The sequence below is a fragment of the Halomonas sp. BN3-1 genome, from assembly GCF_003056325.1.
Classification (GTDB): Bacteria; Pseudomonadota; Gammaproteobacteria; order Pseudomonadales; family Halomonadaceae; genus Halomonas; species Halomonas litopenaei.
Map to the genome: position 1 here is coordinate 104,545 of NZ_PYVV01000002.1, position 17,128 is coordinate 121,672.

The following is a 17,128-nucleotide window of genomic DNA, read 5'->3' on the forward strand; positions in this document are numbered from 1 at the left end:
CGACGCGCAAGGGCGCCACTACGGCGGTGTCGTCCTTGGCGGTTTCCGATGTGCTGCCGACGAAAAGCCTCTCCCGTATTGTCCTCGCCGGGGTAAGCGGTCGCTGACCTCTTCGCCACTAAAGCGTCCGGATGGTAGACTGGCGCCTCTTTCATTTTCAGCCGTGATGTCCCGCTCCCATGTCGCCACAGTCCGCCTCCGCCACCCTGTTCGATCCCCGTACCCCCGAGGATGACCATCTCTCGATCGATGCCGGTGTCAGCCCGGCCGACCCTGCTGCGGATGGCGATCAGACGGAAGCCCAAGTTCAGGCCAAGGCACGGCGTGAGTTCAACAAGCTGCAGAAGCGCCTGCGCCGCCAGGCCGGTAACGCCATCATCGAATACGGCATGATCCAGGAAGGCGACAAGATCATGGTGTGTCTGTCTGGTGGCAAGGACAGCTACACCATGCTCGAGATCCTGCGCAGCCTTCAGCGCAACGCGCCGGTCAACTTCTCGCTGGTGGCGGTGAATCTGGATCAGAAGCAGCCGGGCTTTCCGGAGCATGTGCTGCCGAACTATCTGGACAGTATCGGCGTGGACTACCACATCCTCGAGCGCGACACCTATTCGGTGGTGAAGGAGAAGACGCCGGAGGGCAAGACCACCTGCGCGCTCTGCTCACGCCTGCGGCGCGGCTCTCTCTATGGCTTCGCCGAGGAGATCGGGGCGACCAAGATCGCCCTGGGCCACCACCGCGAGGACATTCTCGAGACGCTGTTTCTGAACATGTTCTTCGGTGGCAGCCTCAAGGCGATGCCGCCCAAGCTGCTCTCCGACGACGGCAAGAACATCGTCATCCGCCCGCTGGCGTACTGCCGCGAGGCCGATATCCAGGCCTACAGCGAGGCGATGGAGTTCCCGATCATCCCGTGTAACCTGTGTGGTTCCCAGCCCAACCTGCAGCGCCAGGTGGTCAAGGAGATGCTGGCCGAGTGGGAGGTCAAGCATCCCGGGCGCCTCGAGAGCATGTTCAAGGCGGTGACCAATGTGGCGCCGTCGCAGCTGGCGGATCGGCAACTGTTCGACTTCGAGGGGCTGGAGGCCGTACAGGCCGAACGCCAGGCCCGGCGCATCGACGTGGTGGATGCCGGCTGATCTCGCCAACAGCGAATGTGCATGACGCCATGACAGCAAAAGAGGCCGCATCTCCGGATGCGGCCTCTTTCTTGTCACACGCCATCTATTACGCTTTGCTTTCCAGATCCTGGGTACCGGGCGCTGCTGGCCAAGCCCGGCACACTGCCGCCAGGCCCGCTCAGGTAACTTCGGTGTCGGCCAGGGTCGACAGCGCGGTCAGGTCGAGGATATTGACCTCACGTCCCGATACCGCCACCAGATCCTGCTGCTGGAAACGCCCGAGGATACGGCTGACCGTTTCCACCGCCAGCCCCAGGTGATTGCCGATGTCGGCGCGGGACATGGACAGGCGGAAGCTGAACGGTGAATAGCCGCGGCGGCGGAAGCGGTCCGACAGGCCGAGGAAGAAGCAGGCCAGGCGCTGATCGGCGGTCTTGCGTGACAGCAGCTGCATCATCCGGCGGTCCTCTCGCAGCTCCTTGCTCAGGGTGCGAAACAGCTGGGCACGCAGCTCCGGTAGGGTCTGGGTCAGCGCATCGAGGCGGTCGAAGGGAATCTCGCACACCGTGGTGGTCTCCAGCGCCACCACGCTGCCGGGATAGCGGCCGTCGTCGATGCCATCCAGACCAACCAGTTCACTGGGCAGGAAGAAGTTGGTCAACTGAGCTTCGCCGCTGCCTTCGGTGGTGATCTGCTTGAGACTCCCCGATCGGACCGCGAAGACGCTGGTGAAGCGATCTCCCTGCTCGACCAATCGTGTGCCTTTCTTGATCGGCGGGTGACGACGGATGATGGAATCGAAGCGCTCGAGGTCGGCGGTCTCCAGCGACAGCGGAAGGCACAAGGAACTCAGGCTGCAGGACTCACAGCGAGTCTCATGCAGCATGGGACGCCGCCGATCTTGGGCCGTAGGACTCATTCGCAGCTCCTGTGGATCTGGGATCGATATTGACTGGGCCATGGGGAGAACAGACGTCGCCCGTACAGCACGTTGATGGCACTATTCTACACCCTCAGATCAGCTAAAAGTGGCGTCTACCTCTTTAGGATTAATAACTTAGAGGTAGGATGCGTCATTGGTGCAGCCCAGTCCAAAGTTGCCAGACGGCAAAGGCGATGATCATGCCAGCGGCGACAAGGCGTGTTGCCCGATGCGCCAGCAGGGCCTGCATTTGTCTGGCGGCGAGGCCCGTCACCACCAGCGCCGGAAGCGTACCAAGACCGAAGCTCGCCATCAGCAGTGCGCCCTCGAGGGGCTCGGCCCGTGCCAGGCTCCAGGCCAGCATCGAGTACACCAGGCCACAGGGCAGCCAGCCCCAGATGGCGCCCAGCGCCACCGCCTGGGGCAGACGCACCACCGGCAACAGGCGTCTGCCTGCGGGTTCCAGGTACCTCCAGAGGTGACGTCCCAGTGCCTCGACGTGACGCAGGCCTTTCCATAGATCGGCAATGTAAAGCGCCATCAGGATCAACATCAGGCTGGCGACGATCTGCATCAGGCCACGCAGGGTCGGCGAAAGGCCGATCACCGAACCCAGGGCGGCAACCAGAGCGCCCGCCACACAGTAGCTGGTGATACGACCTACATTGTAGCCGAGCACAAGTGTGCTCACCCGCCAAGGTTGACGCATGCTGGGTGGGATGGCAAAGGTCAGGGCGCTCATGATACCGCCGCACATGCCAATACAGTGTGCACCGCCGAGCAGGCCAAACACGAAGGCCGCCATCATGGGAGGCAGTTCCAGGCCGGTAGGGTTCACTCAGGCCCTCTGGACGATGGACCACGATCGGATGTCTGCGCAGGCGTTTCGGAAGAGGAAGCGCCGTCATCGGCACCGCGAGTGTCGTCCTCATCCTCGAACAGGATGCGATAGGCGGGGCCTTCGAGGTCCTCGAACTGGTCGTTGCGCACCGCCCAGAAGAAGGCCCAGACCGCCAGGCCCAGCAGGATCAACGACAAGGGTATCAACAGGTAAAGGATGCTCATGGGCCGGGGCTTGCGGTGACGGGTGAAGGCGTCGCGGTCCGCCTGGTGCGTCCACGTCGCAGACGCAGGGCATTAGCGATGACCAGCAACGAGCTGAGTGACATGCCGATGGCGGCAAGCCAAGGGGGCACGAAGCCCAGCGCCGCTGCGGGCAGCGCCACGACATTGTAGAGCACCGACCAGGACAGATTCTGGCGAATGATGCGACGGGTCTGGCGGGCCACCTCGATGGCTTCGACGATACCCGTGAGCGGTTCGCCCAGCAATACCAGATCGGCGCGGGTGCGGGTGAGGTCGCTGGCCCCGGCCATGGCGATGGCAAGGTCGGCGCCGGCCAGTACCGGCACGTCATTGATGCCATCACCGACCATAGCCACCTTTTCACCCTGTGCCTGTCGCGCCTTCAAGTGCCCGAGCTTGTCCTCGGGGGTGGCCTCGCCACGCCACTGATCGACGCCCAGTGTGCGGGCAAGCTGGCCAACGTTGACGGCGCGGTCGCCCGACAGGATCTCGATGGCAAGCCCTCGCTGGGCGAGGGCGGCGAGGGTCTCGGCGGCGTCGTCACGGGGCTGATCGTCGAGCTTGAACCAGGCCTGGGGCTTGCCTTCGCAGGCCAGCAGCAACCAAAGCCCTGCGCCAGGGAGCTCAGGAACGGGTTGGCCCAGGCAGGCAAAATGCGGCTGGCCCAGTCGCCAGCGCTGGGCGTCGATCACGCCTTCCACGCCCTGACCCGGGTGATTGCGCAGTTCGCTGGCCTGGCAGCTGGCGTCGCGCCAGTCAGCGAAGGCGCGGGCGATGGGGTGCTCCGAGCCGGTCTCCAGTGCCGCCGCCAGTGCCAGATGACGGCGCTTGGCGGCAGCGTCCATCTCGCCATTGGTGGCGCTTCCTTCGTCGTCGCTCAGCGGCCGGTGTTCGGCGAGTTGCATGCGCCCCCGGGTCAGGGTGCCGGTCTTGTCGAAGACGACGCGATCGAGACAGGCCAGGGTCTCCAGCGCATCGGCTCGGGTCACCAGTACCCCGGCACGTCTCAGCCGGCCGTGGGCCACGGTCAGGGCGGTGGGGGTCGCCAGCGCCAGGGCGCAGGGGCAGGTCACCACCAGTACCGACAGGGTGATCCACAGGCTGCGGCTCGGGTCGATCAGGCTCCAGACCAGCGCCACCATGGCGGTGATGACCAGCAGGTTCAACACGAAGCGATGGGCCACCTGCTCGGCCAGGCGGGCGATACGTGGACGATGGGAGAAGGCACGGTCGGTGAGATCGAGAATGCCGGCGGCGCGAGTGTCGTCGCCGATGCGGGTGACCATCACTTCGATCGGGCTGTCCATGCACAGGGTACCTGCGTGCACGGTATCTCCCTGGCGACGCAGGCAGGGCAGCGATTCGCCGGTCAGCAGCGACTCGTCGATCTGGGCCAGGCCCGAGGTCAGGTTGCCGTCCGCGGGGATCTGGGCGCCGGGGCTGACCCGAACCCGGTCACCCGGGACCAGCCGACTGGCGGGGATGACGCGTTCATCGCCCTGCTCGTCGAGGCGCACCGCGGCGCTCGGCAGGGCGCTGGCCAGGGCATTGCCGCTACGGCCGTAGTGGGTACGGGCGCGAGACTCCAGGTAGCGTCCGAACAGCAGGAAGAAGGTGAACATGCTGACCGAGTCGAAGTAGCGGTCACCGGAGTCGCTCACGACCGACCAGGTGCTGGCGACGAAGGCACCACTGATGGCTAGCGCCACCGGCACATCCATGCCCAGCACGCGGGTTCGCAGATCACGCAGGGCGCCGACGAAGAAGGGTTTGGCCGAGTACAGTACCACCGGAGTGGTCAGCGCCAGCGATAGCCAGGCAAACAGGCGCTCGAACTCGCTACTGAGATCACCGCCGTCGACGTAGTGCGGGATGGAAAACATCAGCACCTGCATCATGCCGACGGCCGCCACGATCAGGCGCCTTATCATCTGGCGCGACTGTTGCTTGAGCCGCTGCTGGGCCTGGTCCGGCTCGTAGGGCTGGGAGGGATAGCCGATGGCAGCCATCTCGGCCAGCAGGCGCGACAGCGACAGGCGTTCGGGATCCCAGCGCACCTGAAGGCGATGCTGGGAAAGATTGACAGCGCAGCTCTCCAGGCCGTCGAGGGCATTCAGGCGGTGTTCGATCAGCCAGGCGCAGGCGGCGCAGGTGATGCCATCCACCGCCAGGGTCGCTACCTTGGTGTCGCCATCCTGACGCACGAAACGATCCTGCAGGCCCGGATCGTCGAATACCTGATAGCGGGCCTCGTCGGCGGGTGTCGGCGATGGGCGCTCCGGCAGGGCGGTGCGAAAGCGATAGTAGCTGTCCAGGCCGCCGCCGACGATGGCCTGGGCCACCGCCTCGCAGCCCGGGCAGCACAGCGGATGGCGCTGGCCATCCAGGGTGATCGACCAGGGTGCTGTGGCCTCCACCGGAGCGCCACAGTGGTAGCACGAGGCCGCCATCAGAGTCCCGGTGTCAGGCGCACGGTGGTCTCCCGCGGGAACTCTGCCTCGCCGGTCAGGCGCCATTCAGGCTGTCCTGACGCGCCTTCTGCGTGGGGCTGCAGCTGAAGGTACCAGCGATAGCGCAGATTGCGCTCCAGGGTGCCGACGTAGTGGCCTTCACGGGTGTGGGTCAGCACCAGGGCCCGGTCGCGGGCGCCATCGGTGGGGAACTTCAGCGCCAGATCCAGCCGTTGGGGGCGTTCGTCGCCATCGAGTGTTACCACCACGTCGCCGGTGGTGGCGTCGATGCGCAGCTCGGCCGCCAGCCCCAGCGCCTCGGCACGTTGCTGCTTTTCGAGCTGGACGTTGATGGCCAGACCTTCCTTGTAGTAATCGTCCGGCACCGAACCGTCGAAGTAGCGGATCGAGAAGGCCAGGTAGACCATGCTGAAGGTGACCGACGACAGCAGCAGGGCGATCAGGAACCAGGGCCAGAACTGCTTGTACCAGGGCGGCACCTGGGGATCGGACAGGGACATCAGGGGGTAACTCCTATAAAGCGGCTTTCACGTTCGATGGCCACGGACGGATCGTCCTCGGCGAGGACGCGAACGCTGATATCGGCACTGCGTTGTTCCATCTGATCAGGATTCACGCTCAAGGTCATCACCAGTTGGCGGGACTGGTTGGCGGGAACCTCGATGGCGGTGGTGTCGCTCTCGAGACCCTCGATGCCGGCTACCTCGATCACGTAGCGATGAGGGCGGTTGTCGAGGTTACGCACGGTCATGGCGTAGGAGTTGGCGATGCGTCCATCGGTCAGTGTCTGGTAGAGCCGAGCGCGATCGCGCTCCACATCCACATCCAGCGGTGTGCGGTCGGCGATGGTCCAGACGAACAGGCCGATCATCACCACCAGGGCGACCAGGTAGCCGATCAGGCGTGGTCTCAACAGGTGGGTCTTGTTGCCGTCGAGGGCGTGCTCGGTGGTGTAACGCACCAGGCCACGGGGGTAGCCCATCTTGTCCATGACGCTGTCGCAGGCGTCGATGCAGGCGGCGCAGGTGATGCACTGGTACTGCAGACCGTCGCGGATATCGATGCCGGTCGGGCAGACCTGAACACAGAGGTCGCAGTCGATGCAGTGGCCAAGGCCCTGCTCTGCCGGGTCGGCGTTGCGCTTGCGCGGGCCGCGAGGCTCCCCGCGGTGGTAGTCGTAGGACACGATCAGGGTGTCGCGATCGAACATCACCGACTGGAAGCGGGCGTAGGGGCACATGTACAGGCAGACCTGCTCGCGCAGCCAACCGGCGTTCAGGTAGGTGAAGACGATAAAGAAGCCGACCCAGAAATAGGACCAGCCGCTGGCCGAGAGGGTGGCAAGATCCAGCACCAGGCCACCGATCGGGGTGAAGTAACCGACGAAGGTGATGCCGGTGGCCGCCGAGATGATCAGCCAGATGGCGTGCTTGGCGCTCTTGCGCCAGGCCTTGTCGGCGTCCCAGGAGCGCTTGTCGAGCTTGATGCGACGATTGCGCGGCCCCTCGATGCGGTGCTCGACCCAGATGAACAGGAAGGTCCAGACGCTCTGGGGGCAGGTGTAGCCGCACCATACTCGACCGGCAAAGACAGTGATGAAGAACAGGCCGAAGGCGCAGATGATCAGAAGCCAGGACAGCAGCACGAATTCCTGGGGGTAGAAGGTGGCGGCGAAGATATGAAATTCGCGCCCTGGCAGATCAAACCAGACCGCCGGTCGATCACCCCAGGGAATCCAGGGCAGCAGCAGAAAACCGAGCATCAGCGCCCAGTTGGCGACCCGACGGACACGCTGGAACACGCCTTTGATCTCGCGTACGTAGATGTGCCGGCGGCTCTCGTACATGCTCTGGCTGTCGGGGGAATGGTGCGACACCGCAGGGTCGGTGACGTCGTGGGCAGGGATCTTGTCGCTCATGGCAGACTCACATCGCGTCGATGGGGCCGAAGCCCCAGTCTAGCGATTGACGGGTAGGTGGGTGGCGAGTGCGGCCAAGCGCCGCACTCGCCGCGGGAGCGATCCCGCTGGGGTCACTACTGACTCTGGTCTTGATTCTGGCTCAGACCATAGACATAGGCGGCGACCAGGTGGACCCGCTCCTCGCCGATGTAGGCGGCCTGCGCCGGCATATGGCCATTGCGGCCGTTGCGCAGCGTCTGACGCACGGAGTCGGCCAGGCTCTGGCCCGGTGCCTGGTACAGCCAGCTGTCGTCGGTCAGATTGGGCGCGCCCAGCGCCTGGTTGCCGGTACCGTCAGGCATATGGCAGGCGGCACATACCGAGGTGAAGACGGCGCCGCCTTTTTCGGCACGTTCGGCGTCCTCGGCCTGGCCGGACAGCGACAGCACATGCTGGGTCAGGTTCTCGATATTGTCCGCGCCGAGCTGCTGCCATGACGGCATCAGGCCATTGCGTCCGTTGTTGATGGTGGTGACGATGTGCTCGGGCTCGCCGCCGTAGAGCCAGTCGTCGTCGGTCAGATTGGGGAAGCCGTAGCCGCCCTTGGCGTTGGAACCGTGGCAGATGGCGCAGTTGTTGAGGAAGATGCGCTCGGCCACCTGCATGGCGTCACCGTCCTGGGCGAGTTCCGGGATGGGTACCTGCTGGTACTTCTCGAAGATCGGCGCAAAGCGCTCTTCGGCCTGGGCGACCTCTTCCTCCCACTGACCTTCCTGGCTCCAGCCCAGCACACCGGCGAAGTTGCCGAGGCCCGGATACAGCACCAGATAGCCCAGGGAGAAGATCACCGTGGCAACGTAGAGCTGAAACCACCAGCGAGGCAGCGGGTTGTCGTATTCGTCGATACCGTCGGCGGTGTGGCCGGTGGTCTCGACAGTGCCGTCGGCGTCAGGGCGCTTGTCGGTCTTGCGGTTGGCCCACAGAAGCCAGAACGCAAAGCCGATGGTGCCGAGCGTGATGACGATGATCCAGGCACTCCAGAAGCCTGAGAGGGCATCACCCCAAAGCGTATTCATGTGTTCTTCTCTCCCCTGTCCTCTCGGGAATCGGCCTGTCGCTCGGCCGTGCGGTCACGATTCGGTTGTTCGTCGTCGTCGGCGAACGGCAGCTGCGCCGCCTGATCGAACTCGCGCTTGCGGCGGCTCGAGTAGGCCCAGGCCACCAGGCCCAGGAAGGCGATCAGCAGGATGCCGGTCAAGATGCCGCGAAAGGTTCCGATATCCATGGTTACGGGCTCTTCGCCGAGCTGGGCAACACCGTGCCAAGCTGCTGCAGGTAGGCGACCAGGGCGGTGATTTCACGCTCACCGCGGACCTCGCTGGTGGCGTTGGCGATCTGCTCGTCGGTGTAGGGCACGCCCAGTTTCTGAAGGGTGCGCATCTTGGCCGGGGTGTCCTCGCCGTCCAGGGTGTTCTCGAACAGCCAAGGGTAGGCCGGCATCACCGATTCCGGCACCACGTCCCGCGGGTTGTAGAGGTGGGCACGATGCCAGTCGTCACTGTAGCGACCGCCGACGCGGGCCAGGTCCGGGCCGGTGCGCTTGGACCCCCACAGGAAGTTGTGCTCGTAGACGGATTCACCGGCCACACTGTAGTGGCCATAGCGCTCGGTCTCGGCACGGAAGGGGCGAATCATCTGCGAATGACAGCCGACGCAGCCTTCGCGGCGATAGATGTCCCGGCCTTCCAGTTCCAGTGCGGACAGTGGCTCGAGGCCTTCGACCGGCTCCGTGGTCTGCTTCTGGAAGAACAGCGGTACGATCTCGGCCAGGCCACCGAAGCTGATCACCACCAGCACCAGCACCGCCATCAAACCGACGTTCTTTTCTATGATCTCGTGTTTCATGTCAGTCTCGGTCCTTCGTTGACTCAGGCGGTCTGGGGCAGGGGCGCGCCGCGCTTGGCGGAACCCTTGACGGTCATGGCCACGTTGACGGCCATGATCAGCATGCCGGTCACCCAGAAAAGGCCACCGATCAGGCGCACGATATAGCCGGGGCCGCTGGCCTCGACGGTCTCGACGAAGGTGTACATCAAGGTGCCGTCTTCGTTGATGGCGCGCCACATCAGGCCCTGCAGAATGCCGTTGACCCACATCGCGGCGATGTACAGCACGGTGCCGATGGTGGCCAGCCAGAAGTGCACCGCCACCAGCTTGACGGAGTACATCTCGGTGTAACCGAACAGGCGTGGAATCAGGTGGTACATCGAGCCGATGGTGATCATCGCGACCCAGCCGAGGGCGCCGGCGTGGACGTGACCGATGGTCCAGTCGGTGTAGTGGGACAGGGCGTTGACGGTCTTCACCGCCATCATCGGGCCTTCGAAGGTCGACATGCCGTAGAACGACAACGCGACGACGAGAAAGCGCAGGGTCGGGTCGGTTCGCAGCTTATGCCAGGCCCCGGAGAGGGTCATCATGCCGTTGATCATGCCGCCCCAAGAGGGCGCCAGCAGAATGATCGACATCACCATCCCCAGCGACTGCGCCCAGTTCGGCAGGGCGGTGTAGTGCAGGTGGTGGGGACCGGCCCACATGTAGACCATGATCAGCGCCCAGAAGTGGACGATGGACAGGCGGTAGGAGTAGACCGGGCGCTCGGCTTGCTTGGGCACAAAGTAATACATCATGCCGAGGAAGCCGGCGGTCAGGAAGAAGCCTACCGCGTTGTGGCCGTACCACCACTGCACCATGGCGTCGATGGCGCCGGAGTAGATGGAGATGGAGTAGGTGGCGGTGACCGGAAGGGCCGCGCTGTTGACGATGTGCAGTACGGCAACGGTCAGTATGAAGGCGGCGAAGAACCAGTTGGCCACGTAGATGTGGGAGGTCTTGCGGACCTTGATGGTGCCGAGGAAGACGGCTGCGTAGGTCACCCACACCACCGCGAGCAGAATGTCGATGGGCCATTCCAGCTCGGCGTATTCCTTGACCTCGGTGAGGCCCAGCGGCAGGGTGACGACCGCGCACAGGATGACCGCCTGGTAGCCCCAGAAGGTAAAGGCGGCCAGCTTGTCGCTGATCAGCCTCACCTGGCAGGTGCGCTGGACGACGTAGTAGGACGTCGCGAACAGGGCGGAGCCGCCGAAGGCGAAGATGACTGCATTGGTATGCAGCGGGCGAAGCCGACCGAAGCTTGTCCAGGGCAAGCCAAGGTTGAGTTCCGGCCAGACCAGTTGGGCGGCGAGAATCACACCGAGGGTCATGCCCACGATGCCCCACACCACCGTCATGATCGCGAACTGCCGGACCACCTTGTAGTTGTAGGTCGGATGTTCAAATGCTGTGCTCATGATCAGTTTCCCATCGATCGCGTAAAGGGGACGATCCCCCGGCCATAGTGCCTGCCCGGCAATTGCCTCAGAATGATGCAGATCAACAACCACTCAGAATTCTAGCCCAGCCTGGCAGTGAGAAGAACTTAGCCTCTGGTGGCAGTGAACTTTGGAAACTTTGCCGTGTCACAACTCGTTTTACCCGACGCTTTTACTCAGGAATTCAGCCAGGCACTCGCCGCCGGGCACCGTGGCGAGTGGCAGGTGCCCGACCTGGCGCCGGTGATCCTGGAGGGACCACCTTGCCGAGACGTGTTGTTGCTGGCGCATGGGGCCGGTGCCGGACACGATTCACCCTTTTTGCTTGAATGGCGCGCGGCGCTGGCCCGGGCCGGCGTACAGACGCTGTCATTCGAGTTTGCCTATCTGCGCGAGATGCGTGCGGCGGGGCGTCGGCGGCCGCCGCCCAGGGTGGCTCGGCTGGTGGAGGAAATGCGCCTCTGGCGTGACGTTTTGTCGCAGATGGTGCCGGGGGCGCTGTGGCTCGGCGGCAAGTCCATGGGCGGGCGGGTGGCCAGTCTGCTGGCCGCCGAGGACGGTGCACCGGGGCTGGTGCTGGCCGGCTACCCCTTTCATCCCGTGGGCAAGCCCGAGCGCCTGCGGCTGGATCACTGGCCGTCGCTGGCTTGCCCTCTGGTGGTACTGCAGGGTACCCGGGACCCTTTCGGTACTCGCGACGAGGTGGCGGGCTATGAGTTGCCGGCGCATGCGCGTCTTGAATGGCTCGAGGATGGCGACCACGACTGGTCGCCGCGGCGCTTGAGTGGACTGTCGCGTCAGGACCTGATGGCTAAGGCGGCGCGCGCTACCGCGGACGCCATGAGCAAGTCGTGAGCGCTTCTTTCTACAAGGGTGGATATCACGGCGCTGTGGCGCCAGCCCTTGCGCCGTCTGGCTTTCGGCCCAAGTCGATGAATGCACGGGCAAAAGTCGGGACAAAAAAAACGAGAAAGATGCGTGGAGCGCGTTGACATCCCCCGGATGTTCTGTAGAATGCAGCGCCACGTGACCAGGGGTGGTTAGCTCAGCTGGGAGAGCACCAGCCTTACAAGCTGGGGGTCACAGGTTCGAACCCTGTACCACCCACCATCATGAAAATGATGGATGGACACGTAGAGTAGAGAGCGCTGGACCGGTAGTTCAGTTGGTTAGAATGCCGGCCTGTCACGCCGGAGGTCGCGGGTTCGAGTCCCGTCCGGTCCGCCAGCGTCTCTTCTCGAATTGGTCATCATTGCGGACCGGTAGTTCAGTTGGTTAGAATGCCGGCCTGTCACGCCGGAGGTCGCGGGTTCGAGTCCCGTCCGGTCCGCCACGATGACAAGCCAAAGACGACGTCTTCAGGAAACTCGAGACATCGCACCGTGTGAAATAACGTGGGTGATTAGCTCAGTTGGTTAGAGCACCAGCCTCACATGCTGGGGGTCACTGGTTCGAATCCGGTATCACCCACCACGCGGACCGGTAGTTCAGTTGGTTAGAATGCCGGCCTGTCACGCCGGAGGTCGCGGGTTCGAGTCCCGTCCGGTCCGCCAGTTTCACTCGATCCAGTTCACTGGAAAAGTCCGGTCCTGTTACCGGCGCTTATTTCGGAAGGCCCCGCTGCTACGCAGCGGGGCCTTTTTCGTGTGCGTCATGTCGATACTGGTGGACGAGGATTGCCTGGAGGGCTATCCAGAGAGCTGTTCCAGGAGGGCTATTCCAGGAGCTGTTTCAGGGGCTGTTTCAAGAGCTGGCCCCGGAGCTGGCCGGAAAGAAACCTTTGCCCGACGATGCGTTTTGCGCGCATTTTCATCGAGGGGGGTGGCAGAGGGTGGACTGCTATCATACAGTTGTTTGAAATTGGTCGATGAGTGGCGCCAATTGTGTGAGCGCGCCATCCGACACCGCCAACAACAACGCGCAGCCTGTGCTGCGAAGGACCGCCCCGTGACCGCCTATCCCCAGCTCTTCACTCCCTTGCGCCTGGGCCATCTGAGCCTGCCCAATCGTGTGCTGATGGGCTCCATGCATACCAACCTGGAAGAAGCACCGCGCGGCTTCGAGCGTCTGGCCGCCTTCTACGCCGAGCGTGCCCGCGAGGGAGTGGCGCTGATTGTGACCGGCGGCATCGCCCCCAACGCCGAAGGCGCCGTCTTCCAGGGGGCCTCGCAGTTGACCAGCGAGGACCAGCTCGAGGGACACCGTCAGGTCGTCGAGGCGGTGCACGCCGAGGGCGGACGCATCTGCATGCAGATCCTGCACGCTGGGCGCTACGCCTACTCGCCGGAGCTGGTGGCGCCGTCGGCGATCCAGGCGCCGATCAACCCCTTTACCCCGCGTGAGCTCACTGACGAAGATGTGGAGCGGCAGATCGACGACTACGTGCGCTGCGCGCGCCTGGCCCAGCAGGCCGGCTACGATGGCGTCGAGATCATGGGCTCCGAGGGCTACCTGATCAATCAGTTCATCTGTCGGCGCACCAATCAGCGCCAGGATCGCTGGGGCGGCGACTTCGACAATCGCTGTCGCTTTGCGCTGGAGATCCTGCGCCGGGTACGTGCGGCGGTGGGGGATCGTTTTCTGCTGATCTACCGGCTGTCGATGATCGACCTGGTGGAGGACGGCAGCACCCATGACGAGGTCATCGCCCTGGGGCGGGCGGTGGAAGCCGCCGGTGCCGACGTCATCAACACCGGCATCGGCTGGCACGAGGCCAGGGTGCCGACCATCGTCACCAGTGTGCCGCGGGCGGCCTTTACCGAGGTGTCCCGGCGCATGCGACAGGCGGTGACGATTCCGCTGATCACCACCAACCGCATCAACATGCCCGAGGTGGCCGAACGGGTGCTCGCCGAGGGCCACGCCGACATGGTCTCCATGGCCCGGCCTTTGCTGGCCGACCCCGCCTGGGTGGCCAAGGCTCGTGGCGACAGAGCAGACGAGATCAACACCTGCATCGCCTGCAACCAGGCCTGCCTCGACCACACCTTCCAGGGCAAGCTGACCTCGTGCCTGGTCAACCCTCGCGCCTGTCACGAGACCGAGCTGTCGCTAGAGACGGCCGCCACGCCGCAGAGGGTGGCGGTGGTAGGGGGCGGTCCTGCCGGACTCGCTACCGCCGTCAGTGCCGCCGAGCGGGGCCACAGGGTCACCCTGTTCGAGCGCCAGGCCAGTCTGGGTGGGCAGTTCAACTTTGCCCGTCGGATCCCCGGCAAGGAGGAGTTCGACGAGACGCTGCGCTACTTCCGGGTCATGCTCGACAAGACCGGTGTCGACGTCAGGCTGTCCTGTGAGGCAACGCTGGCCGACCTCGAGGGCTTTGATCATGTGGTGCTGGCCACCGGCGTCCGTCCCCGCCAGCTTCAGTTGCCCGGTGCCGATCATCCAAGTGTGCTGAGCTACGCAGAGGCAATCGAGTCACCCGGCCGGGTCGGGCGGCGGGTCGCCATCATCGGCGCCGGCGGTATCGGCTTTGACGTGGCGGAGCTACTGACCCACGTCGCCCCGGGTGACGACCCCCTGGCCGAGTGGTGTGACGAGTGGGGCGTGGATCTCGCAGTGAGCGCGCCGGGAGGGCTCAAGCCCGCACAGCGTCCCGAGTCACCGCGGGAGGTCTTTCTGCTGCAGCGCAAGAGCTCCAAGCCCGGCAAGGGGCTCGGCACTACCTCTGGCTGGGTGCATCGGGCCTCGCTGCGCCATCGGGGAGTCCAGGCGATACCCGGCTGCGAGTATCAGCGTATCGACGACCAGGGCCTGCATCTGAGCGTTGACGGCGAGGAGCGCACCCTGGCCGTGGACAGTGTGGTGGTGTGTGCCGGGCAGGAGTCGGTGCGTGAGCTGGTAGCGCCACTTGAGGCCGCCGGCGTTCGGGTGTCGATCATCGGTGGGGCGGACAAGGCAGCGGAGCTGGACGCCAAGCGCGCCATCGATCAGGGCGTGCGTCTGGCGGCGTCACTGTAGGATTGTCGACAATAAAATATGCAGATTCGGTAATCCTCAGGAGGTGCGCTGTCGTGCCTCATGAGGACCGGGCAGGTGGCGTCCGGCGCTGGCTTCCCGGCCGTCGGCTACCTCGGCTTTGGTGCCTCTTGACCCTCTTAGGTCGAATTACGTCTGGACAATGAAACGCTTCTGCTGGCATGAGTTCTTATAGGTAAGGACGTTCAGCGTTGAAGATCCGAGCATCGTCATTGGCTAATGCTGTTCTACGCTGAGAGTACCCCCTCGACAAGGGCGATGGCAGGCAAGGGTGGGTGACGTCGTCCAGATCGAGTCCCGGGCATCACAGGAGGCATCGATGAGCATCTTCGACCATGTGCAGAACCGCTTCGCTCGCGTCCAGCAGGAAGAAATGTCCCTGCAGGAATATCTGGAACTCTGCCGTCAAGACCCTTCCGTCTACGCCAGTGCGCCAGAGCGCATGCTGGAGGCCATCGGTGAACCGGAGGTGATCGACACCGCCAAGGACCCGAGGCTGGCGCGGATCTTTTCCAACAAGGTGATACGCCGCTACCCGGCGTTCAGTGAATTCCATGGCATGGAGGAGGCCATCGAGCAGATCGTGGCCTACTTCCGCCACGCCGCTCAGGGCCTGGAAGAGAAAAAGCAGATTCTCTACCTGCTGGGGCCGGTGGGTGGCGGCAAGTCGTCTCTGGCCGAGCGGCTCAAGCTGTTGATGGAAAAAGTGCCGTTCTACGCCATCAAGGGTTCTCCGGTGCACGAGTCCCCGCTTGGCCTGTTCTCGCCGGAAGAGGACGGCGAGCTGCTCGAGAAGGAGTACGGTATTCCCGGTCGCCACCTGCGCAGCGTGATGTCGCCCTGGGCAGCCAAGCGACTCAAGGAGTCCGGTGGTGACATCTCTCAGTTCCGGGTGGTGCGGCTGTATCCCTCACGGCTCAATCAGATCGCCATCTCCAAGACCGAGCCTGGCGACGAGAACAACCAGGACATCTCCTCGCTGGTGGGCAAGGTGGACATCCGCCAGCTCGAGCTTTATTCCCAGGATGATCCGGACGCCTACAGCTTCTCCGGTGGCTTGTGTCGGGCCAACCAGGGTCTGATGGAGTTCGTCGAGATGTTCAAGGCGCCGATCAAGGTGCTGCATCCGCTGCTGACCGCCACCCAGGAAGGCAACTACAACCCCACCGAGGGCATGGGCGCGATCCCCTTCGATGGCGTCGTGCTGGCCCACTCCAACGAGAGCGAGTGGCAGGCGTTCCGCAACAATCGCAACAACGAGGCCTTCCTCGACCGTGTCTACATCGTCAAGGTGCCTTACTGCCTGCGGGTCTCCGAAGAGATCAACATCTACAAGAAGCTGCTCGAGCACTCCTCGCTCAATCAGGCTCCCTGCGCGCCGGATACCCTGCGCATGCTGGCCCAGTTCTCGGTGCTGTCGCGGCTCAAGGAGCCGGAGAACTCAAGCGTCTACTCCAAGATGCGGGTCTATGACGGCGAGAACCTGAAGGACACCGATCCCAAGGCCAAGTCGATCCAGGAGTATCGCGACAGCGCCGGGGTGGACGAGGGCATGGACGGGTTGTCCACACGCTTCGCCTTCAAGATCCTGTCGAAGGTATTCAACTTCGACAACCATGAGGTGGCGGCCAATCCGGTGCACCTGCTGTATGTGCTGGAGCAGCGTCTGGAGCAGGAGCAGTTGCCCAAGGAAACCTTCGAGCGTTATCTGCGCTACATCAAGGAGTACCTGGCGCCGCGCTACGTCGACTTCATCGGCAAGGAGATCCAGACCGCCTACCTGGAGTCCTACTCCGAGTACGGTCAGAACATCTTCGACCGCTACGTCACCTACGCCGACTTCTGGATCCAGGATCAGGAGTACCGGGATCCCGAGACCGGCGAGCTGTTCGATCGCCAGTCGCTCAATGACGAGCTGGAAAAGATCGAGAAGCCGGCGGGCATCTCCAATCCCAAGGACTTCCGCCACGAGGTGGTCAACTTCGTGCTCAGGGCGCGTGCCCAGAACAACGGCATGAATCCGGGCTGGCAGTCCTACGAGAAGCTGCGTGGTGTGATCGAGCACAAGATGTTCGCCAACACCGAGGAGCTGCTGCCGGTGATTTCCTTCAACGCCAAGGCATCCTCTGCCGACATCAAGAAACACGAGGACTTCGTGGCGCGGATGAAGGATCGAGGCTACACCGAGAAGCAGGTGCGCCTGCTGTCGGAGTGGTACCTGAGGGTGCGCAAGTCGCAGTAGCCGTGAAGGCACCGGGAGCGTCCCGGTGCCTGCC

Annotated in this window: 14 protein-coding genes and 5 tRNA genes; 9 read left to right on the plus strand and 10 right to left on the minus strand. The window is 63.8% G+C overall.

Annotated features, from left to right (window positions below; all coding sequences use genetic code 11):
• The first annotated feature begins 179 nt into the window (after positions 1 to 179).
• Positions 180 to 1,139: a tRNA 2-thiocytidine(32) synthetase TtcA gene (ttcA, locus tag C9F12_RS03825; RefSeq protein WP_108448045.1), complete on the plus strand. Its 960-nt coding sequence runs from the start codon at positions 180 to 182 to the stop codon at positions 1,137 to 1,139.
• Between the two features lie 160 nt (positions 1,140 to 1,299).
• Here ttcA and fnr read toward each other — a convergent pair whose 3' ends face one another.
• From fnr to ccoN, 10 genes are all read right to left on the minus strand, one after another.
• A complete protein-coding gene (fnr, locus tag C9F12_RS03830; RefSeq protein WP_045992157.1) occupies positions 1,300 to 2,040 on the minus strand; it encodes a fumarate/nitrate reduction transcriptional regulator Fnr in 741 nt (246 codons plus the stop codon).
• A gap of 154 nt (positions 2,041 to 2,194) precedes the next feature.
• Entirely contained in the window at positions 2,195 to 2,881 is a 687-nt protein-coding gene (locus C9F12_RS03835; RefSeq protein WP_108131317.1) for a sulfite exporter TauE/SafE family protein, read from the minus strand.
• Entirely contained in the window at positions 2,878 to 3,108 is a 231-nt protein-coding gene (gene ccoS / locus C9F12_RS22880) for a cbb3-type cytochrome oxidase assembly protein CcoS (protein ID WP_231498447.1), read from the minus strand. The genes C9F12_RS03835 and ccoS overlap by 4 nt, the downstream gene beginning before the upstream one ends.
• Complete coding sequence (locus C9F12_RS03845) at positions 3,105 to 5,579, minus strand: heavy metal translocating P-type ATPase (RefSeq protein WP_108448046.1); 2,475 nt, start codon at positions 5,577 to 5,579, stop codon at positions 3,105 to 3,107. The genes ccoS and C9F12_RS03845 overlap by 4 nt, the downstream gene beginning before the upstream one ends.
• Positions 5,579 to 6,100, minus strand: coding sequence for a FixH family protein (locus C9F12_RS03850; RefSeq protein WP_108448047.1), 522 nt, complete (start codon positions 6,098 to 6,100; stop codon positions 5,579 to 5,581). The genes C9F12_RS03845 and C9F12_RS03850 overlap by 1 nt, the downstream gene beginning before the upstream one ends.
• The gene (gene ccoG, locus C9F12_RS03855) at positions 6,100 to 7,518 is read right to left on the minus strand and encodes a cytochrome c oxidase accessory protein CcoG (protein WP_239452526.1); all 1,419 of its coding nucleotides are present in this window, start codon (positions 7,516 to 7,518) and stop codon (positions 6,100 to 6,102) included. Before ccoG ends, C9F12_RS03850 begins: the two co-directional genes overlap by 1 nt.
• A 116-nt stretch (positions 7,519 to 7,634) precedes the next feature.
• Positions 7,635 to 8,576 carry a cytochrome-c oxidase, cbb3-type subunit III gene (ccoP, locus tag C9F12_RS03860; protein ID WP_045992152.1) on the minus strand — a complete coding sequence of 314 codons (942 nt, stop codon included), beginning with the start codon at positions 8,574 to 8,576 and terminating at the stop codon, positions 7,635 to 7,637.
• Entirely contained in the window at positions 8,573 to 8,785 is a 213-nt protein-coding gene (locus tag C9F12_RS03865) for a CcoQ/FixQ family Cbb3-type cytochrome c oxidase assembly chaperone (RefSeq protein ID WP_045992151.1), read from the minus strand. Before C9F12_RS03865 ends, ccoP begins: the two co-directional genes overlap by 4 nt.
• A 2-nt stretch (positions 8,786 to 8,787) precedes the next feature.
• The gene (gene ccoO, locus C9F12_RS03870) at positions 8,788 to 9,405 is read right to left on the minus strand and encodes a cytochrome-c oxidase, cbb3-type subunit II (protein ID WP_108131320.1); all 618 of its coding nucleotides are present in this window, start codon (positions 9,403 to 9,405) and stop codon (positions 8,788 to 8,790) included.
• A gap of 23 nt (positions 9,406 to 9,428) precedes the next feature.
• On the minus strand, positions 9,429 to 10,853 hold the full coding sequence (gene ccoN, locus C9F12_RS03875) for a cytochrome-c oxidase, cbb3-type subunit I (protein WP_108448048.1): 1,425 nt from the start codon (positions 10,851 to 10,853) through the stop codon (positions 9,429 to 9,431).
• Between the two features lie 165 nt (positions 10,854 to 11,018).
• Here ccoN and C9F12_RS03880 point away from each other — a divergent pair, with 165 nt between their 5' ends.
• From C9F12_RS03880 to C9F12_RS03915, 8 genes are all read left to right on the plus strand, one after another.
• A complete protein-coding gene (locus C9F12_RS03880; RefSeq protein WP_162816380.1) occupies positions 11,019 to 11,729 on the plus strand; it encodes an alpha/beta family hydrolase in 711 nt (236 codons plus the stop codon).
• A gap of 179 nt (positions 11,730 to 11,908) precedes the next feature.
• Positions 11,909 to 11,984: transfer RNA gene (locus C9F12_RS03885), tRNA-Val, on the plus strand.
• 40 nt (positions 11,985 to 12,024) lie between these two features.
• A tRNA-Asp gene (locus C9F12_RS03890) sits at positions 12,025 to 12,101 on the plus strand.
• 29 nt (positions 12,102 to 12,130) lie between these two features.
• A tRNA-Asp gene (locus C9F12_RS03895) sits at positions 12,131 to 12,207 on the plus strand.
• A 63-nt stretch (positions 12,208 to 12,270) separates the two neighbouring features.
• Positions 12,271 to 12,347 (plus strand) — tRNA-Val (locus C9F12_RS03900).
• Between the two features lie 3 nt (positions 12,348 to 12,350).
• Positions 12,351 to 12,427: transfer RNA gene (locus tag C9F12_RS03905), tRNA-Asp, on the plus strand.
• Positions 12,428 to 12,821: 394 nt separating this feature from the next.
• Complete coding sequence (locus C9F12_RS03910; protein WP_124802782.1) at positions 12,822 to 14,834, plus strand: NADPH-dependent 2,4-dienoyl-CoA reductase; 2,013 nt, start codon at positions 12,822 to 12,824, stop codon at positions 14,832 to 14,834.
• 337 nt (positions 14,835 to 15,171) lie between these two features.
• Positions 15,172 to 17,094 carry a PrkA family serine protein kinase gene (locus C9F12_RS03915; protein ID WP_108131323.1) on the plus strand — a complete coding sequence of 641 codons (1,923 nt, stop codon included), beginning with the start codon at positions 15,172 to 15,174 and terminating at the stop codon, positions 17,092 to 17,094.
• The last annotated feature ends 34 nt before the right edge of the window (positions 17,095 to 17,128 follow it).